The 15,701-nt window shown below is 62.6% G+C and carries 16 protein-coding genes; 7 read left to right on the top strand and 9 right to left on the bottom strand.

Annotated elements, in window-relative coordinates; genetic code table 11:
• Positions 1–11 precede the first annotated feature (11 nt).
• The 3 genes from ACR0K1_RS17505 to ACR0K1_RS17495 all read left to right on the top strand — a co-directional run bounded on the left by ACR0K1_RS17505 (position 12) and on the right by ACR0K1_RS17495 (position 2,916).
• Positions 12–695 (top strand): GntR family transcriptional regulator, encoded by a 684-nt coding sequence (locus ACR0K1_RS17505; protein ID WP_480615620.1) that lies wholly within the window; start codon positions 12–14, stop codon positions 693–695.
• A gap of 75 nt (positions 696–770) precedes the next feature.
• Entirely contained in the window at positions 771–2,168 is a 1,398-nt protein-coding gene (locus tag ACR0K1_RS17500) for an aspartate aminotransferase family protein (RefSeq protein ID WP_480615618.1), read from the top strand.
• Between the two features lie 154 nt (positions 2,169–2,322).
• Positions 2,323–2,916: a GNAT family N-acetyltransferase gene (locus tag ACR0K1_RS17495; RefSeq protein ID WP_480615616.1), complete on the top strand. Its 594-nt coding sequence runs from the start codon at positions 2,323–2,325 to the stop codon at positions 2,914–2,916.
• 146 nt (positions 2,917–3,062) lie between these two features.
• On the opposite strand, the gene ACR0K1_RS17490 is transcribed toward ACR0K1_RS17495, so the two are convergent.
• Both ACR0K1_RS17490 and ACR0K1_RS17485 read right to left on the bottom strand, forming a co-directional pair.
• A complete protein-coding gene (locus ACR0K1_RS17490) occupies positions 3,063–4,367 on the bottom strand; it encodes a lytic murein transglycosylase (RefSeq protein ID WP_480615614.1) in 1,305 nt (434 codons plus the stop codon).
• Between the two features lie 63 nt (positions 4,368–4,430).
• Positions 4,431–5,144: a helix-turn-helix transcriptional regulator gene (locus ACR0K1_RS17485; protein WP_480615612.1), complete on the bottom strand. Its 714-nt coding sequence runs from the start codon at positions 5,142–5,144 to the stop codon at positions 4,431–4,433.
• Positions 5,145–5,229: 85 nt separating this feature from the next.
• Here ACR0K1_RS17485 and ACR0K1_RS17480 point away from each other — a divergent pair, with 85 nt between their 5' ends.
• Together ACR0K1_RS17480 and ACR0K1_RS17475 are read left to right on the top strand one after the other, a co-directional pair.
• Positions 5,230–5,928, top strand: a complete 699-nt coding sequence (locus ACR0K1_RS17480) for a glutathione S-transferase family protein (protein ID WP_480615610.1) — start codon at positions 5,230–5,232, stop codon at positions 5,926–5,928.
• Positions 5,925–6,311 carry a DUF1801 domain-containing protein gene (locus tag ACR0K1_RS17475; RefSeq protein ID WP_480851363.1) on the top strand — a complete coding sequence of 129 codons (387 nt, stop codon included), beginning with the start codon at positions 5,925–5,927 and terminating at the stop codon, positions 6,309–6,311. The genes ACR0K1_RS17480 and ACR0K1_RS17475 overlap by 4 nt, the downstream gene beginning before the upstream one ends.
• Here the strand turns inward: ACR0K1_RS17475 and rnr are convergent.
• The 3 genes from rnr to dapE are packed head-to-tail and all read right to left on the bottom strand — an operon-like array spanning position 6,302 to position 10,336.
• Positions 6,302–8,560, bottom strand: a complete 2,259-nt coding sequence (rnr, locus tag ACR0K1_RS17470; protein ID WP_480615606.1) for a ribonuclease R — start codon at positions 8,558–8,560, stop codon at positions 6,302–6,304. The genes ACR0K1_RS17475 and rnr overlap by 10 nt on opposite strands.
• 57 nt (positions 8,561–8,617) lie before the next feature.
• Complete coding sequence (locus ACR0K1_RS17465; protein ID WP_480851362.1) at positions 8,618–9,193, bottom strand: TIGR04282 family arsenosugar biosynthesis glycosyltransferase; 576 nt, start codon at positions 9,191–9,193, stop codon at positions 8,618–8,620.
• A 3-nt stretch (positions 9,194–9,196) separates the two neighbouring features.
• Positions 9,197–10,336 carry a succinyl-diaminopimelate desuccinylase gene (gene dapE / locus ACR0K1_RS17460; protein WP_480615602.1) on the bottom strand — a complete coding sequence of 380 codons (1,140 nt, stop codon included), beginning with the start codon at positions 10,334–10,336 and terminating at the stop codon, positions 9,197–9,199.
• Between the two features lie 209 nt (positions 10,337–10,545).
• Here dapE and ACR0K1_RS17455 point away from each other — a divergent pair, with 209 nt between their 5' ends.
• Positions 10,546–11,604 carry a transporter substrate-binding domain-containing protein gene (locus tag ACR0K1_RS17455; RefSeq protein WP_480615600.1) on the top strand — a complete coding sequence of 353 codons (1,059 nt, stop codon included), beginning with the start codon at positions 10,546–10,548 and terminating at the stop codon, positions 11,602–11,604.
• A 3-nt stretch (positions 11,605–11,607) separates the two neighbouring features.
• Here the strand turns inward: ACR0K1_RS17455 and ACR0K1_RS17450 are convergent, their stop codons facing one another.
• Positions 11,608–11,946 (bottom strand): hypothetical protein, encoded by a 339-nt coding sequence (locus tag ACR0K1_RS17450; RefSeq protein WP_480615787.1) that lies wholly within the window; start codon positions 11,944–11,946, stop codon positions 11,608–11,610.
• Positions 11,947–12,286: 340 nt separating this feature from the next.
• On the opposite strand from ACR0K1_RS17450, the gene ACR0K1_RS17445 reads away from it, so the two are divergent.
• Positions 12,287–12,883 carry a hypothetical protein gene (locus ACR0K1_RS17445; RefSeq protein WP_480851361.1) on the top strand — a complete coding sequence of 199 codons (597 nt, stop codon included), beginning with the start codon at positions 12,287–12,289 and terminating at the stop codon, positions 12,881–12,883.
• A gap of 253 nt (positions 12,884–13,136) precedes the next feature.
• On the opposite strand, the gene dapD is transcribed toward ACR0K1_RS17445, so the two are convergent.
• The 3 genes from dapD to ACR0K1_RS17430 form a co-directional block, all read right to left on the bottom strand.
• Positions 13,137–13,964 carry a 2,3,4,5-tetrahydropyridine-2,6-dicarboxylate N-succinyltransferase gene (dapD, locus tag ACR0K1_RS17440; protein WP_480615596.1) on the bottom strand — a complete coding sequence of 276 codons (828 nt, stop codon included), beginning with the start codon at positions 13,962–13,964 and terminating at the stop codon, positions 13,137–13,139.
• Positions 13,965–14,073: 109 nt separating this feature from the next.
• A complete protein-coding gene (locus ACR0K1_RS17435) occupies positions 14,074–14,673 on the bottom strand; it encodes a GntR family transcriptional regulator (protein WP_480615594.1) in 600 nt (199 codons plus the stop codon).
• A gap of 44 nt (positions 14,674–14,717) precedes the next feature.
• Positions 14,718–15,629 carry a threonine/serine dehydratase gene (locus tag ACR0K1_RS17430; protein ID WP_480615592.1) on the bottom strand — a complete coding sequence of 304 codons (912 nt, stop codon included), beginning with the start codon at positions 15,627–15,629 and terminating at the stop codon, positions 14,718–14,720.
• Positions 15,630–15,701: the final 72 nt, after the last annotated feature.

The following is a 15,701-nucleotide window of genomic DNA, read 5'->3' as shown; positions in this document are numbered from 1 at the left end:
GGACGAACCAATTGGATTTGATCAAAAATAAGGCACCGAAGACGCAGTCAGACAGCGAAAAACGCCCGGCGCATGAACAGGTGTACCAAACGCTCAGGTCGCAGATTCTGTTTGGCGAACTGGTGCCGGGCCAGCCGGTCACGATCCAGGGCCTGACTGATTCTCTGGGCGTTGGCATGACCCCTGTGCGCGAGGCGATCCGCAGGCTGATATCCGATGGCGCGCTGGTGTTTCAGGGCAATCGCCGGGTCAGCGTTCCGCTGTTGTCCGCCGAGGATGTCGAGCAGATGATTTTCGCCAGAAAGTCAATAGAATCAGAACTTTCCAGACGTGCCGCAGCCAATCTCAAACCCGCGGACATCGACCATCTGGAACGCATAGACACTCGTCTGGACCGCACCATTGCCGATGGCGATGTCAGCGGCTACCTGCGCCTGAACCAGTCCTTTCACGAAACGCTCTATGCCCATGCCAATGCCCCGATTCTCAGCGATCTGGCCGACCGTCTGTGGCTGCGTTTCGGCCCTTCGCTGCGCGTTGTCTGCGGTCGGGCCGGGACCCAAAGCCTGCCCGATAGGCACAAGGATATCATTCGTGCCCTGCGCGATGGCGATGCGGAAAAGGCGGCAAAGGCCACCGCTCAGGACATTCAGCAGGGGATGGAACTGATGGCCGAGGCACTGTCGCCAACCTAGGTAAACGCGATTCGATTGACAGTTATAAATTTGATCATATTGTGATCGCCAACCGCTTTTGCAGGAGGATCTCCGATGCCGACGATCACCAACCACATGCCAACCGCCGAATTGCAGGCGCTGGATGCGGCGCATCACCTGCATCCGTTTTCCACCAACGAAGAGCTCGACAAGGAAGGCGTGCGGGTGATCACCCGCGCCAAAGGCGTGTACCTGACCGACAGCGAAGGCGAAGAGATTCTGGATGCCATGGCGGGGCTCTGGTGCGTGAATATCGGCTATGGGCGGGATGAACTGGCAGAGGTGGCGGCACGCCAGATGCGCGAGCTTCCCTATTACAACACGTTCTTCAAGACCTCGCATGCGCCGGCCATCGCACTGGCCGCCAAGATTGCCGAACTGGCCCCGGGCGACCTGAACCACGTCTTTTTCGCCGGCAGCGGGTCCGAGGCGAATGACACCAATATCCGCCTTGTGCGCACCTACTGGGCCGAAAAGGGCCAGCCCGACAAGAACATCATCATCAGCCGCCACAATGCCTATCACGGCTCGTCGGTCGGTTCGGCCTCGCTGGGCGGAATGGCGGGGATGCATGCGCAGGGTGGCATTCCGATCCCGAACGTTCACCACATCAACCAGCCCAACTGGTGGGCCGAGGGCGGCGACATGTCGCCCGAAGAGTTTGGCCTGGCCCGCGCGCGCGAGTTGGAAGAGGCGATACAGGACCTCGGCGAAAACCGCGTCGCCGCCTTCATCGCGGAACCGGTGCAGGGCGCAGGCGGCGTGATCGTGGCGCCCGAGACCTATTGGCCCGAAATCCAGCGCATCTGCGACCAATACAACATCCTGCTGATCGCGGATGAGGTGATTTGCGGCTTTGGCCGCACCGGCAACTGGTTCGGGTCCCAGACCGTTGGCATCCGCCCGCATATCATGACCATCGCCAAGGGCCTGAGTTCGGGCTACGCGCCCATCGGCGGATCGATCGTGAACGACGAGATCGCCGAGGTGATCAGCGGCACCGAGTTCAACCACGGCTACACCTACTCCGGCCACCCGGTCGCCGCCGCCGTCGCGCTGGAAAACCTGCGCATCCTGGAAGAGGAAAATATCCTCGACCACGTCCGCAACGTCGCCGCGCCCTATCTTAAGAAAAAATGGGAGGCTCTGGCCGATCACCCTCTGGTCGGTGAGGCGAAAATCGTCGGCATGATGGCCTCGATCGCGCTGACCCCGGACAAGGCCAACCGCGCCAAATTCGCCTCCGAGCCCGGCACCATCGGCTATATCTGCCGCGAGCGCTGCTTTGCCAACAACCTGATCATGCGCCACGTGGGCGACCGCATGATCATTTCACCCCCGCTGGTCATCACCCCGGCGGATATCGACGAGATGTTCGTGCGGATCACCAAATCGCTGGACGAGGCGCAGGCCGAGATCAACGCACAGGGGTTGATGAAGGCGGCGGCGTAGGCGGCAGGGTTGGGAATTTGGACAGGGCGGCTTTGAGAGCCGCCTTTTTCTTTAGGAATTATTGGGGGACAGTGTCTGCTGTGAGTCCAATCCGGACATCGCGAAACATATCTGATACTCTGCCACTCAGTACCGGCTCCTTGAGGTTTCACTAATGGTCGATCTAGAAAATCTACTTGAAGTGCCCTTCAGAAAAGCGACGGAACGCGACCTTGAGCAAGTAATTCTTCTCGCCAAATACACAGTGCCGGGGTTCGTCGAACGACTTTGGCAAAGGTTGGCAGAAGAAGACGAAACAGCAGACGATTTTGGGCGCCGGGCACAAAGCGCATTCATCCATGAGGAAAACACAATTGTCGTGGAAGTTGAGGGTAAGTTGGTTGCGATGCTGATTTCCTATCCCATGGCGGAGACGCCAAACCCACACGTTCCCGGCATGGATGAAATGATACGACCCCTTATGAGATTGTTCTCGAAAGCCAAAGGGACATGGTATTTGCACGGTATCGCGACCTATCCAGAGTACTCAGGTCGCGGGTTTGGTTCCAGCCTGATGAATATCGCCGAAGAGCTTGGAAGGGGCGCCGGAAAATCGGGAATCAGCCTGGTAGTCATAGACAGCAATCATTCTGCGATAAATTTTTATGAGAGACACGGCTACACCAAAACTGCAACTGAACCTGTGGTTCGGAAGGGATGGGAAACGAATGCCAATAGGTGGCTCTTGATGGAAAAAGAGCTGTGCTGAAAGTGGTTTAGAAACGGTAACGTTAAGAAGTAAATCAATGAGGTCGATTGAAGCGGCCAGACCGGGAGTCATTCGACTAGCAACCCGTTTGTCCGCTTCGTCCCGCATGAGCAGGCTCATGCAAAAAGCAGACAACCCCTACCCCGTCACCGTAACCGCTCCAACACCTGCAAACTCACATACCCATCCGGCAACAGCCCCTGCGCCAGTTGGTATTCCCGCACCGCGTTGATCGTGTTCGGCCCGGTGCGCCCGTCGATGCCCTGCGTGTCGAAACCGGCCTCGGTCAGGCGGGTTTGCAGCTCTTTCTTCTCGGTGAAACTCAGAACCCGGTCGTCGCGCGGCCAGTTGGCCTGAAACGGGCTGTGGCCCGACAGGCGGTCGGACAGGTGGCCGATCCCGATGACGTAAGCATCGGCGCCGTTGTATTTCTCGATCACGCTGAAATTGTCGAAGATCATCAGCGCCACGCCCTGCCCCCCTGCAGGCAGCAGGATTGCGGCGCGGCCATGATCGGGAACCGGTTGGCCATGTGTTGACAGCACCCCGCGCTGTGCCCATTCCGACGGCATCAGCGTGACATCCCGGCGGGCGGCGGAATAGTCGAACCCCTCGGGCAGGCGCACCTCGACCCCCCAAGGCTGGCCCATGGTCCAGCCATGCCGCTGAAGATAGGCCGCTGCCGAGGCCAGCGCATCGGTCGGATCGTCCGACCAGATATCGCGCCGCCCGTCGCGGTCGAAATCCACCGCATGATCCAGATACGAGGTCGGCATGAACTGCGTGTGCCCCATCGCCCCGGCCCAACTGCCCACCATATCACCGGCGTTCACATCCCCGGCCTGAATGATGCGCAGGGCGGCGATCAATTGCGCCTCGAAGAATGACGCGCGGCGGGCATCAAAAGCCAGCGTCGCCAGCGCGCGGATGGTCTGGCTGCTGCCCCGGTAAGTGCCGAACGAGGTCTCGAGCCCCCAGATCGCCGTCACCACCTCTTTCTCGACGCCATACTGCGCTTCGATCTGCTCCAGCACCTGCCGATGTTGGCCCAGCGCGGCACGGCCATTTGCAACCCGTGTGTCCGAGACGGCGGCATCCAGATAGTCCCAGATCGGTTTTGAAAACTCAGCCTGATTGCGGTCGCGTTTGATGACATCGGTGTCATAGGTCAGGCCCGCCAGCGCCCGGGTCAGAATGGGCTGGGAAATCCCCTGCTCAACCGCGCGTCGCTGAAAGGCCCCCAGCCAGGCCTGAAACCGTGCGTTGCCCGCTGCTGCCACCTGCACCACCTTAGCCTTGGGTCGCGGAACCGGCCGGACCGAGACGGTAACATCCGCCGATGCCAGTTGTATTGAATCGAGTTGCCCGACCGGCGTATCTGTTGCCGGATTCGCCTGCACTATGGATGCCCATAATGCAGCGGTCATGACGCCGCTTATGCATTTACGCATTCCGAATTTCCTGATTACTGCTCAGGCGCAAGGGTAGCGCAAAATCGGCAAATCACAAAGCGCTCAGGTGGCGGTCTCGCGCTCTTGTGCTTGGCGTTCGTCGCGGATGCGGGCCAGCGCCTCGCGCAGCAGCGGCACGCGGTTGGGGCGAAAGCTTTGATCTGTCACCGACATTTCATCCATGCGGTCCAGCCGGAACACCCGGAAATCCTGCCGCAGATGACACCAGCTGAGCAGCACGTTCGAGCGGTCCATGTAGACGATGCTCAGCGGATCGACCCGCCTGCGCGTGGCGTCACCCTTTGCGTCGATATACGAGAACTCGATTGTGCGCTCATCCCAGGTGGCCTGCCGCAGGGACGCAACGTGAATTGTGGGCGCGGGCGGGCGGTTGAACCGGGTCGCGGCCAGCACTGCGTGGCTCAGCCTGTGCGACTGTCGCGGCGGCAAGCGCCCCTGCAGCTTGCGCAGCGCCGCGCTGGCCGCATCGGACAGCGCCGGGTCGCCGATCACCTGAACCTCGCGCAGGCCCAGCACCAGCGCCTCGAGCTCATCATCGGTGAAGCCCAGCGGCGGCAGGGTGGCGTCTTCGATCAGGGTGAAGCCAAACCCGGCCTCGCCATCAATGACGGCCCCCAGCCCGCGCAGCGCGTCGATATCACGGTGGATCGTGCGCGGCGACACGCTCAGATCCCCGGCCAGTTGCGCCGAGGTTTTCGGCGACGGGCCAGAGCGCAGGGCTTGCATCAGTTGGAACAGGCGGGCGGTGCGGGACATGATGCAGCCTAGCCTAACCCTGATGCCAGAAACTGTCATCAAGGTTTCGTACCCTAAAGGCACCCCAAATCACCGGAGCCACCCGATGCTGACCCTTCTCACCTACCCCGCCGCCTTTGGCCTGTTCAGCGCCAGCCCGTTCTGCGTCAAGACCGCGCTGATGCTGCAACATTCAGGCCAAAGCTGGCAGCGATCCGATCTGCTGGACCCCCGCAAGATGCCACATCAAAAGCTGCCGGTTCTGCGCACACCGGAACGGCTGGTGCCCGACAGCGATCTGATCCGCGACTGGCTGGAGCAGCAGGGCGCGAATTTCGATCAGGGCCTGACGGATGTGGAAAAGGCGCAATCGCGGGCTTTGGTTCGCATGGCCGAGGAACACCTGTATTTTCACATCGTTCTGGACCGCTGGGGCAATGATGAGGTCTGGCCGATCCTGCGCCAGACTTTCTTTAACGGCATTCCGGCCCTGATCCGCAAACCGGCCTCGGGCGCGATCCGGAAATCCGTTCTGAAAGGAGTAAGGACGCAAGGCATCGGGCGGTTTTCACTGGCCGAACGGCTGGAGCGGGTCGAGCGCGATCTCGAGGCGATCTCGGCCTATCTGTGGAAATCTCCGTTCCTGCTGGGGGATCAGCCGACCTCGGCCGATATGAGCGTCGGGCCGATGCTGGCCGCGATGCGCGCCACGCCCGCCGATACGCCGCTGACGCGGCGCATCAAACAGGATACCCTGCTGAACAGCTATATCGACCGGATGGAACAGGCTGTGCCGTTGTCATGACCGAATTTGACGATCCCGCCGTGGCCGCCGCCTTTGCGGCCTTGCCGCAGGACACCTGCGCCGGAGCCCTCGCCCTGCGCGACCTGATCCTTGCGACGGCTGAAACCCTGCCTGCGGCGCAACCCGTGCAAGAGGCCCTGCGCTGGGGCCAACCGGCCTATCTGGCCCCGAAAGGGTCGACAATCCGGCTGGGCGGGCACAAATCCGCGCGGTTCGCGCTGTTCGTCCACTGTCAGAGCCGGTTGATGGGCGATTTTACTTCGGCCTTCCCGGGCGAGGACCGGATTGACGGCAACCGCGCGGTGCTGTTCGACGACCCCGCGCAGATCGACGCCACGCGGCATGGCTGGCTGATCGCGCGGGCGCTGACCTATCACCTCTGACGGCGTTTGCGTTCGACCTTGCGCCTGATCTTGTCCTTCTTGCGCTTGGTACTGACCGCCTTGCGCCGCGTTGCCCGCTTGGCAGGCCCCCGTCCGCGCGGCAGGGCCTGATCGTCGATGGACAGCAGTTCCAGTTCCAGACCGCCGGTGACCGGCGTGGCCTCGGTCAGCCGCACGGTGACGCGCTGGCCGATGGCGATGACCAACCCGGTGTCTGACCCCATCAGCGTCCCGGCCTCGCGGTCGAAATGAAAGAACTCGCGCCCCAGCGAGCGTACTGGCACCAGCCCGTCCGCGCCGGTTTCATCCAACTTCACGAAGGCTCCGAAGCGGGCGATGCCGCTGATGCGGCCCGAGAATTCATTGCCCACCCGTTCGCTGAGATAGGCGGCCAGATAACGGTCGGTCGTGTCCCGCTCGGCCATCATGGATCGGCGTTCGGTGTCCGAGATATGGGTGGCGGTTTCGTCCAGCCGGGCGATTTCCTCCTCGGTCAGCCCGTCCTTGCCCCAGTCATGGGCCGAAATCAGCGCACGGTGAACGATCAGATCGGCATAACGGCGGATCGGGGACGTGAAATGCGCGTAGTTGCGCAGCGCCAGCCCGAAATGGCCGAAATTCTCGGGGTTATAGTACGCCTGCGCCATCGACCGCAGCGTGGTCAGGTTGATCAGTTCCGCATCCTCGGTCCCGGCTGCCGCATTCAGCAGCGCGTTCAGGTGCCGGGTTTGCAGCACCTGCCCTTTGGCCAGATTCAGCCCCGCCGCCTGCGCCGTTTCCCGCAGGCTCTCCAGCTTTTCTGGCGCGGGTTCTTCGTGCACGCGGAACAGCAGCGGGCGGCGCTTGGCGATCAGCGTCTCGGCAGCGGCGACATTGGCGAGGATCATGAACTCTTCGATCAGCTTATGGGCATCCAGCCGGTCGCGGAACGCCACGCTTTCGACATCGCCCTTGTCGCTGAGCACGATCTTGCGCTCGGGCAGGTCCAGTTCCAGCGGTTGCCGCACCCCCCGCGCCGTTTTCAGGGCAGCGTAAGCGGCGTAGAGCGGTTTCAGCACCGTCTCCAACAGCGGACCGGTGCGGTCGTTGGGATTGCCGTCGATGGCCTCCTGCACCTCGGCGTAATGCAGCGAGGCAGCGGATCGCATCAGGCCACGCACGAAGCGGTGACCGATCTTGTTGCCCTCGGCGTCGATCTGCATCCGCACGGCGATACAGGCGCGCGGAACGCCTTCGTGCAGCGAGCACAGATCACCCGACAGCCGATCCGGCAGCATCGGCACCACGCGGTCGGGGAAATAGCTGGAATTGCCCCGCTTGCGCGCTTCGCGGTCCAGCGCGGTGCCGGGTTGCACATAAGCGGCGACATCGGCGATGGCGACCCAGATCACATGGCCGCCGGGGTTCTTGGGATCGTCATCGGCATGGGCATAGCAGGCATCGTCATGATCCCGCGCATCCGCAGGGTCGATGGTCAGCAGCGGCATGTCCCGCAGGTCTTCGCGCCCCTTCAGGCCGACGGGCTTGGCCTTGTCGGCCTCGTCAATCACCTTGTCGGGGAAATCGTCGGGGATACCGTGCTGATGAATCGCAATCAGCGACACCGCCTTGGGGGCCGACGGATCGCCCAGCCGTTCCACAATGCGCGCGCGTGGCAGGCCCATGCGGTTTTTGGGGCCGGCCTGTTCGGCCTCGACCAGCTCACCGTCTTTCGCGCCCAGCACCGCGCCGTCATGGACCAGCCACTCGGTCGATCCGGTCTTGTCGATAGGCACGATCCGCCCGCCCTCGGCCCCTTTGCGGAAGATGCCGACGATCTTGCGCGGGTTGGTGCCGATGCGGCGGATCAGGCGGGCCTCGTAATTGTGGTCTTCCTCATGCACCACTGTCAGGCGCGCCAGAATGCGGTCGCCTTCGCCCAGTGCCGGATCGCTTGCGCGGGCGATGATCAGTACGATGGGCTCAACCCCCTCGCCATGCCACTCCAGAGGCCGGGCAAACAGGTCGCCATCGGCATTCGGCGCCTTGACCTGCAACACGCTGACCGGCGGCAGACGATCCGGATCGCGATAGCTGCGCTTGCGCTTTTCCAGATGCCCCTCGGCCTCAAGCTCGCGCAGGATGCGTTTCAGATCGATCCGGTCCGCGCCCTTGATGCCAAAGGCCTTGGCGATATCGCGTTTCGAGGTCAGGGTGGGGTTCGCCGAGATCCAGTCGAGGACCTCTTGCTTGGTGGGGATGCGAGTCATGTCTTCGGCCTAGCACGCGTGCGCGACCGCGTCATGACCAAAAAACCGCACGTTGGGTCAGCTGTGCAGATCGGCAACCGTATCGACGTCACGCAGTTGATCGACCGTCGTCACACGGCAGCCCGGGACCGAGGCCAGCGTGTCGGCCAGCGCATGTTCCGTCGACCAGCGCACATTAGCAAACAGCCCGGCGGGCAAGGCCCCGTAGCGCTGCGCGCCGACCAGCCAATAGCCGCCATCCTGCGCCGGGCCAAACACCAGTTGCGAAGGCCCCAAAGCATCGAAGGCCCGTGCGATATGCGCCCGCGTGATGCCGGGAATATCCGCACCGATCAGGCACACCGGCCCTTTTGGCGCGGCCCGCAGCATCCGCGCCATGCGCTGCCCCAGATCGCCCCGCCCCTGCGGCGCGCGGGGCAGGTCGGCGGGCCAGTTCCGGCTGCTCAGCCCCTCGCGATCCGGCGACACCGCCAGCACGATCTGCCAGCGCGGGTCCCGCAATCGCCGGATCAGCGACCGGGCCTGCCTGCGAAACCACCAGGCCGCGCCGACCATGCCGATATCGCGCCCAAGCCGCGTCTTCACCCGGCCCGGGCGCGGTTCCTTGACCATGATCACCAAGGTACGCTGCATGGATCAGGCGAAATAATCCCGTAGAACCCGCGTATAGATCGCCTTGAGCTGCTCGATCTGCGCAACCTCGACGCATTCATCCACCTGATGCATGGTGCGGCCGACCAGACCGAATTCCACCACCGGGCAGTGGTCCTTGATGAAACGGGCATCCGAGGTGCCGCCGGTCGTCGACAGGTCGGGCTGCACCCCGGTTTCCGCCGTGACCGCCTGCGCCACCAGATCAGACAGCGGACCCGGCGGGGTCAGGAAGCTTTCGCCCGAGATTTTGATCCTTGTGTCGATTTTGACACCAAAGGCCTGCGCGGCCTGATCGGCCTCGGCCCGCAACCAATCGCTGAGGCCTGCGCCGGAATGCAGGTCATTGAACCGGATATTCACCGCCCCGCTGCACTGCGCCGGAATGACATTTGTCGCCGGGTTTCCGGTGTCCATCGTCACGACCGCCAGAGTGGATGCATCGAAATGATCGCTGCCCTGATCCAGTTCATGGCGGGCAAGCCGATCCATCAGCCGCGCCAAGGCGGGCAGAGGGTTCTTGGCACGATGCGGATAGGCCGAATGCCCCTGCACGCCCGTCACCGTGAACCACGCCGTCATCGAGCCGCGCCGTCCAATCTTCATCATTTCGCCCATCTCATTCGGGCAGGTGGGCTCGCCCACCAGACAAACAGACATGCGCTCACCCGCGTCCGCCATATGATCCAGCAAGGCGGTGGTGCCGTCCAACGCATCGCCTTCCTCATCCCCGGTTATCGTAAGGATGATCGCCCCGTCCGGCGGCGTGTCGCGGACGAAATCCACCGCCGCGGCGGCAAAGGCGGCCACGCCCGATTTCATGTCGGTGGTGCCGCGCCCATACATGACGCCGTCGTGCACTTCGGCCCCGAAGGGCGGCTTGGTCCATGCGGCCTCGTCCCCCACCGGAACCACATCGGTATGGCCGTTGAACCCAAAGGTGCGGGCATGCCCTTTCTGCCCCCAGCGCGCAAACAGGTTGCTGACGCCGCCACGGTCAACGCGGGTGCAGTCGAACCCGGCATCGGACAAAAGCGCCCCGAGCAGGACCAGGGCCCCGCCCTCGGCAGGTGTGACCGATGGGCAACGGATCAGGTCCGCCGTCAATTGAACTGGATCGGTCATCGGCGCGCCTTTCAGTCTGATTCCGCAGGGGTTCGCGCAGTGTTTCAACGAATTGGCCGGAATGCCAACCCCAACAATTCAAAAATCACGACCCTGTTTTGCCCGCATCCCGCATTGAGATCCCTGAAAAACATGGCGCTTTACCCCGCGACGACCTTGCCGCGCCTTGCCTGTTTGCGTTACAGGGCCGCGAAACAGGTGATGTTCCCATGACGCGCGTTTTCTTCGCATTGATCTGCCTGACTTTCGCCGCTCTTGCACAGCAAAGCCAGGCACAGTCCTTGTCGGTCACGACGGTGACACGCCCTCCGTTCTCCTATGTGGAAGACGGGGCCGAAACCGGCTTTTCGATGGATCTGCTGCAGGCGCTGGCCGAGGCGCTGAACTGGGATTACACGGTCAACCGCGTCGATGCCTTTGCCGACATGTTGAGCGCCGTTCAGGATGGCTCGGCGGATCTGGCGGTCGCAAATATCTCGATCACCGCATTGCGCGAAACCCAGATGGATTTCAGCCAGCCGATTTTCGAGGCCGGGCTGCAGATCATGGTGCCATCGGATGCGGTGCGCCGCCCGTCGCTGATGCAGGCGCTGCTGTCGCGCGAGCTGTTCATCGCCATCGGCCTTGCCTTCGCCATCCTGCTGGGCGGCGGCATGCTGATGTGGGGGTTCGAGCGCCGCGCCCAGCCCTATTTCGACCGTAAGCTGAACGAGGCCTGGTTTCCATCCTTCTGGTGGGCGCTGAACCTTGTCGTCAATGGCGGGTTCGAGGAACGTATGCCCCGCACCCCATTTGGCCGGCTGCTGGGTGTGGTGCTGGTGGTGTCGTCGCTGTTCATCGTGTCGGTATTCACCGCCCGCATCACCTCGGTCATGACGGTGGATGCGATCACCGGCAACGTGAATTCGGTGAACGACCTATACGGCAAAAACGTCGGCACGGTATCCGGATCGACGGCCGCGAATTTCCTGTCCCGGCGCGAGATCGAGTTCACCGGATATCCGGGTCTGGACCAGATGCTGGACGCCTTCAAAGCCGAGCAACTGGATGCCGTAGTGTTCGACGCGCCGATCCTGTCCTATTTCACCGCGCATGAGGGCCGCCGGATCGCATCGATGACCGGCGGCGTTTTCCTGCGCGAAAATTACGGCATCGCCTTCCCGACCGGATCGCCGCTGGTCGAAGATGTAAACCAGGCGCTGCTCGCCCTGCGCGAGGACGGCACCTATGACGAGATTTACCGCAAGTGGTTCGGCGCGCGGAACTAGGCCTTAGGTCTGATCTTCGAAAAACGGCGTCATCTGCGCCACGATGACCGCATTTTCATCCAGCGCGCGTTGCATCAGGTCACGCTCATCCGCGTCGATCTCGTGCCCCTGCGCCTCACGCTCGGCCAGGGTGCCGTAGCCGGTCACATCCAGCGGCGCGGTATCGGCCTGTTTCAGGATCGCAACGGTTTCGCGCACGGCCTCGGCCTCATCCACACCGCTGGCATAGCAGATCAGCGCAGCCCCCGTGGCCCCGTCGGGCAGGCCATCGCCATCCTTGCGGCCCACCTGGACCAAAAGGGTATAAACTTGCTGACGCGAGGGTTTCTTTTGCTTTTCCATGGCGCTTGCCTTACGCGCGCCACCCAAAGGGGTCAACCAAATCCGTCCGCCGGACTTGGACATGAATCTGACGATGCACATGATTGGGCGTTTGGTGAAAGCGTCTGCGGAGCAAAATGGAATCGCCCCAAGTCATCCGATCTTCGCCTTCTCGAATTAAGTGAATCATGTGGTCCAAAATTACCTTAAGTTGATTCCGGCATATTTTTGCCACAGTTTCGCCACATTTCGGCCAATTTTCGCTTGAGGCGCAGCACGCTCACCGTTCCGTTTCGGCGTCCCATAACGAGACCTAGGCTGACCGCACTAGCAAAGTCATTTTTTTACAGGGGAAAATTCAATGAGTATCTTGTCCAAACTTATGACTACCACGGCAAGTGTGATTGTTCTGGCCGGTGCGCCGGCTGTTGCCGTTCTATCTTTTGTTTCGGTGGACGCGGCATTCGCTCAGGAGAGCGGAAACGAAGGCGGCGAGACCGGTGGCGGAGGCGAAACCGGCGGCGGCGATGAAAACGAGGGCAGTGATGACTCCGGCGGCGGCGATGAAGGCAGCGACGACTCCGGTGGAGGCGACGAAGGCAGTGATGACTCCGGTGGCGGTGATGAAGGCAGCGACGACTCCGGCGGCGGCGATGAAGGCAGTGATGACTCCGGTGGCGGTGATGAAGGCAGCGACGACTCCGGCGGCGGCGATGAAGGCAGCGACGACTCCGGCGGCGGCGATGAAGGCAGCGACGACTCCGGTGGCGGCGATGAAGGCAGCGATGACTCCGGTGGCGGCGATGAAGGCGGCACCGAAGGTCCGGATGAATCCGGCGACAGCGAAACCGGAAGTGATGACAGCAACGACGATGGCGAAGGCGGCGGCGGCAACGGAACGGAAGACGGTTTTGGCCGTGGCGTTGATGGCGAAACGCCAGCCGTCGTAGTCCAGTAACCGCGCGTCCAACGCCGGAAAACCCGCACCCCGGTCCCGATTGCCGGAGGGAGGTCGCGATCACATAGCGTAACTTCGGGGGTTTGAAACTTAAGAAAGGCCGAGGGTCCGACCCTCGGCCTTTTTTTTGAGTTGTCGTCTGCCTCACCGCATCCAACGGGCTTCTGAACCACCTTGCGCTATGCGTCGCGCCACCGGTCGATCGGACGCAAGCGCGTCACGGCGTCGATATTGATGCGGGCCATAGACGGACTCAGTCCCGCAGCAACTCGTTGATACCGGTTTTCGAGCGGGTCTTTTCGTCCACGCGCTTCACGATCACCGCGCAATACAGGCTGACGTTGTTCTTCGACGGCATCGAGCCCGCGACGACCACCGAATAGGGCGGCACTTCGCCATACATCACTTCACCGGTTTCGCGGTCGACGATCTTGGTGGATTTGCCGATGAACACACCCATGCCCAGAACCGAGCCTTCGCGGACGATGCAGCCTTCGACCACCTCGGACCGCGCGCCGATAAAGCAATTGTCCTCGATGATTGTGGGGCCTGCCTGCATCGGCTCCAGCACGCCGCCGATGCCAACGCCGCCCGACAGGTGCACGTTCTTGCCGATCTGCGCGCAGGACCCCACGGTGGCCCATGTGTCAACCATGGTGCCCTCGTCCACATAGGCGCCGAGGTTGACGAAAGACGGCATCAGCACCACGCCCGGTGCGATAAAGGCGGATTTGCGGACCACGCAGTTCGGCACCGCACGGAACCCGGCAGCTTGCCATTGGTTCTCGCCCCAACCGGCGAACTTGCTGTCGACCTTGTCCCACCAGCCACCGGCCTGAGGGCCGCCGTTGTGGATTTCCATATCCTTGATGCGAAAGCCCAGCAGGACCGCTTTCTTCGCCCACTGGTTCACATGCCAGTCGCCGCTGTCCTGCTTTTCCGCGACCCGCAGCGAACCACTGTCCAACGCGTTCAGCGTATCTTCGATCGCCTCGCGCGTTTCGCCGGTGGTTGCGGGTGTGACGGTGTCGCGCGCCTCCCAGGCGGCTTCGATGGCGGCTTCCAGTTGCGCGTTGGACATTGTGCTACTCCCTGCAGAATCTGTTCGCGTTGGTGTGGCCTATACGCAAGCCGGGTCAATGACGCAATGCGACGTAGGTGGTGCGATTTGCGGCCAGAGCGGGGCGCGATCAGCTTGCCCGGCGGATATGGCGCGCAAGAATGGCCGCGGCGGTGGCCGTGTCCTTGCGTTTGAGCGCCTGCACCAGCGCCGCATGATCCGTATCCGTCCGCTGCGTCCATCTGGGCCGCCAGAACGCAAACAGATGGCGGGCGCTGGCGATGTGCAGATCGTCGATGGCGTGCAGCAGACGCGGCAACCTGCAGGGGGTCAGAATGGCGCGGTGAAACGCCCGGTTTTTCGCCTCCCATAGCGGCATGGTTTCGGCGGCGTCACAGGCGACCCGGGCGTCGTCGATCAGCTTCAGATCGGCGGGGGTCAGGTTCTGCACCGAATGCTGCAGCGCCAGTGATTCCAGCGCCACCCGCATCTCGATCACCTCGCGTATCTCGGCCGGGTCCAGCGCAGTGACGCGCATGCCGCGGCGCGGCTCGCTTTGGGCAAGGCCGTGCGCCTCGAGCCGCAGCAAAGCCTCGCGCACGGGCACGTGGCTGGTGTCAAAGGCTTTGGCGATATGATCCTGACGCAGCTTTTCCCCGGCGCTCAGGTCGCCGGTGATAATCTGCTGGCTTAGGCTTTCGTAGATCGTGTCGGCGATTGTTGCGTTCATAGATTATAGATAAAATCGATAACCCGTTTCCACAACCCGATAAATCACGCGGCAAACGGGTCCGGCGCGATGTTCCCGCCGCAGACCAGAACCGCCACGCGTTCCCCCGGCTGCGGCTGATACGCGCCCGAGGTCAACGCCGCCAACGCGGCGGCCCCGGCGGGTTCGACCAGAATCCGATGCGCCTGCCACAGGGCCGTTTGCGCCTGTGCAATCGCACTGTCCGGGACCAGAACCGAGGTCATCCCCTGCGCCAGATCGAAACAGATCGACCCGATACGCCGCGCGCCCAGCGCATTTGCCGCGATCCCCGACACCGAAACGTCTACCGGTTCACCGGCGCTCAAAGCGGCGTGCAAGGCGCAGGAGGTCTCGGGTTCAACCGCCACAACCTTGCGCGCGCCCTGCAGCCAGGCCAGAGCGCCCGCGATCAAACCGCCGCCGCCGACGGCCACCAGAACAGTGTCGGCCTGCAGTCCCTGAGCCTCCCACTCGGCAAAACAGGTGCCCTGTCCGGCCACGGTGGCGGGGGCGTCATAGGCATGGATCTGCATCGCGCCGGTTGCGTCCTCATGCGCCTGCGCTGCGGTCAATGCGTTGGCATATTCGCCCGGCACCACGCTGAGATCCGCGCCGGTCTGTCTGATCAGCGCAATCTTCGACGGACCAGCCAGTTCCGGCACAAAAATCTTGGCCGGATGGCCCAGCGCCCGCGCCGCATAAGCCGCCGCCGCGCCGTGATTGCCACCTGATGCGGCGACCACCCCCGCCTTTGGCACCTCGGAACTGAGCAACGTGTTGAACGCCCCGCGCGCCTTGAAACTGCCGGTGTGCTGCATGTGTTCCAGCTTCATCTCGACCGGAAAGCCCAGCATGTGGCTTACGATCACCGGCGTCACCTGCGCGCAGCCGTCGATGCGGCCCTGCGCGGCGGATATTTCTGTCTTCCAATCCATTCTTGTCTTTCCGTGACTGGCACTCTGCCCGCGAACCCTATAGCTGTTTTGTCGACACGCAAGCAGGGAACC

Source organism: Ruegeria sp. F5 (genome assembly GCF_056533845.1).
Note: the sequence above shows the minus strand (reverse complement) of the source record. Positions and strands in the feature narration are given on the sequence as shown.

Excerpts from the sequence above, each read along its gene's own strand:
- ACR0K1_RS17490 (WP_480615614.1), bottom strand. The coding sequence starts at position 4,367 with ATGCGTAAATGCATAAGCGGCGTCATGACCGCTGCATTATGGGCATCC.
- ACR0K1_RS17430 (WP_480615592.1), bottom strand. The coding sequence starts at position 15,629 with ATGGATTGGAAGACAGAAATATCCGCCGCGCAGGGCCGCATCGACGGC.
- rnr (WP_480615606.1), bottom strand. The coding sequence starts at position 8,560 with ATGACTCGCATCCCCACCAAGCAAGAGGTCCTCGACTGGATCTCGGCG.
- ACR0K1_RS17495 (WP_480615616.1), top strand. The coding sequence starts at position 2,323 with ATGGTCGATCTAGAAAATCTACTTGAAGTGCCCTTCAGAAAAGCGACG.
- ACR0K1_RS17465 (WP_480851362.1), bottom strand. The coding sequence starts at position 9,193 with ATGCAGCGTACCTTGGTGATCATGGTCAAGGAACCGCGCCCGGGCCGG.
- dapE (WP_480615602.1), bottom strand. The coding sequence starts at position 10,336 with ATGACCGATCCAGTTCAATTGACGGCGGACCTGATCCGTTGCCCATCG.
- dapD (WP_480615596.1), bottom strand. The coding sequence starts at position 13,964 with ATGTCCAACGCGCAACTGGAAGCCGCCATCGAAGCCGCCTGGGAGGCG.
- ACR0K1_RS17435 (WP_480615594.1), bottom strand. The coding sequence starts at position 14,673 with ATGAACGCAACAATCGCCGACACGATCTACGAAAGCCTAAGCCAGCAG.
- ACR0K1_RS17475 (WP_480851363.1), top strand. The coding sequence starts at position 5,925 with ATGACCGAATTTGACGATCCCGCCGTGGCCGCCGCCTTTGCGGCCTTG.
- ACR0K1_RS17485 (WP_480615612.1), bottom strand. The coding sequence starts at position 5,144 with ATGTCCCGCACCGCCCGCCTGTTCCAACTGATGCAAGCCCTGCGCTCT.
- ACR0K1_RS17455 (WP_480615600.1), top strand. The coding sequence starts at position 10,546 with ATGACGCGCGTTTTCTTCGCATTGATCTGCCTGACTTTCGCCGCTCTT.
- ACR0K1_RS17445 (WP_480851361.1), top strand. The coding sequence starts at position 12,287 with ATGAGTATCTTGTCCAAACTTATGACTACCACGGCAAGTGTGATTGTT.
- ACR0K1_RS17450 (WP_480615787.1), bottom strand. The coding sequence starts at position 11,946 with ATGGAAAAGCAAAAGAAACCCTCGCGTCAGCAAGTTTATACCCTTTTG.
- ACR0K1_RS17480 (WP_480615610.1), top strand. The coding sequence starts at position 5,230 with ATGCTGACCCTTCTCACCTACCCCGCCGCCTTTGGCCTGTTCAGCGCC.
- ACR0K1_RS17500 (WP_480615618.1), top strand. The coding sequence starts at position 771 with ATGCCGACGATCACCAACCACATGCCAACCGCCGAATTGCAGGCGCTG.